Origin of the sequence: Streptomyces bullii (assembly GCF_042657145.1) — a bacterium.
GTDB classification, from domain to species: Bacteria; Actinomycetota; Actinomycetes; order Streptomycetales; family Streptomycetaceae; genus Streptomyces; species Streptomyces bullii.
The window spans coordinates 1-747 of record NZ_JBHSNY010000046.1 but is presented as its reverse complement, the minus strand read 5'-3'; the positions used below and the strand labels follow the sequence as shown (position 1 = coordinate 747).

Annotated in this window: 1 protein-coding gene; it reads right to left on the bottom strand. The window is 68.4% G+C overall.

Annotated elements, in window-relative coordinates:
• Positions 1 to 28: 28 nt before the first annotated feature.
• Positions 29 to 747: transposase (locus tag ACFPZJ_RS39800; RefSeq protein WP_381031973.1), on the bottom strand; the 719-nt coding region annotated here is incomplete at its 5' end.

Here is a 747-nt window from a genome sequence, read left to right as displayed (position 1 = left end):
CTAGAGGTTGTCCCGTATGGGGTGTGAGTTATCCGGTGAGGGCCAGGTTGTGGAGCCGGGCGATGCCGAGCATGGCCTGGTGAACGCCGTTGCTCTTGAGCCGGCAGTCCCGCAGAATCTTCCAGTTCTTCAACCGCGACAGGGCGTGTTCCACCCGGGCTCGCGCCCGGCGGTGGACGGCATTCTCCGCTTCCTGGCGTGGGCTGAGGTGCATCTGACCTCGTCGTTTGCGGTGCGGGATGAGCAGGCCGGTGCCTTGGTAGCCGCCGTCGGCGATGGTCGGGGCTCCGCGGCAGGCCCGGTCGACGCCGGACTCCGTGAACGCCCGGCAGTCGTTGCGGCTGCCGGGCAGTGGCAGGCGGATCGCCACCACCAGGCGGCTGTTGGCGTCGATCACGACCTGCAAGTTCGTCGAGTACCGATAGTTCTTGCTGGAGGCGGCGATGCTGCGGTCGCGGGTGGGCACGAGGGTGCCGTCGACGATGTAGACGGTGTCCTTGCGCGGCCGCCGGGCCGGCGAGATGGCCAGCAGCGGTGCGAGGTGATCGAGGATGCGGTCGGCCGCAGACTTCGAGACACCGAACAATGGCGCCACCTGCCGCAACGTCAGGTTCGTGCGCCAGTACGTCGCCACCAGCAACACCCGGTTCTCCAGCGGCAGCCGCCAGGGACGGCCGCGCTGAATGTCACCACCGCGACGCCGCACCAACGCGACCAGCCTGGTGAACTGCGACTCGGTCAGCCCGG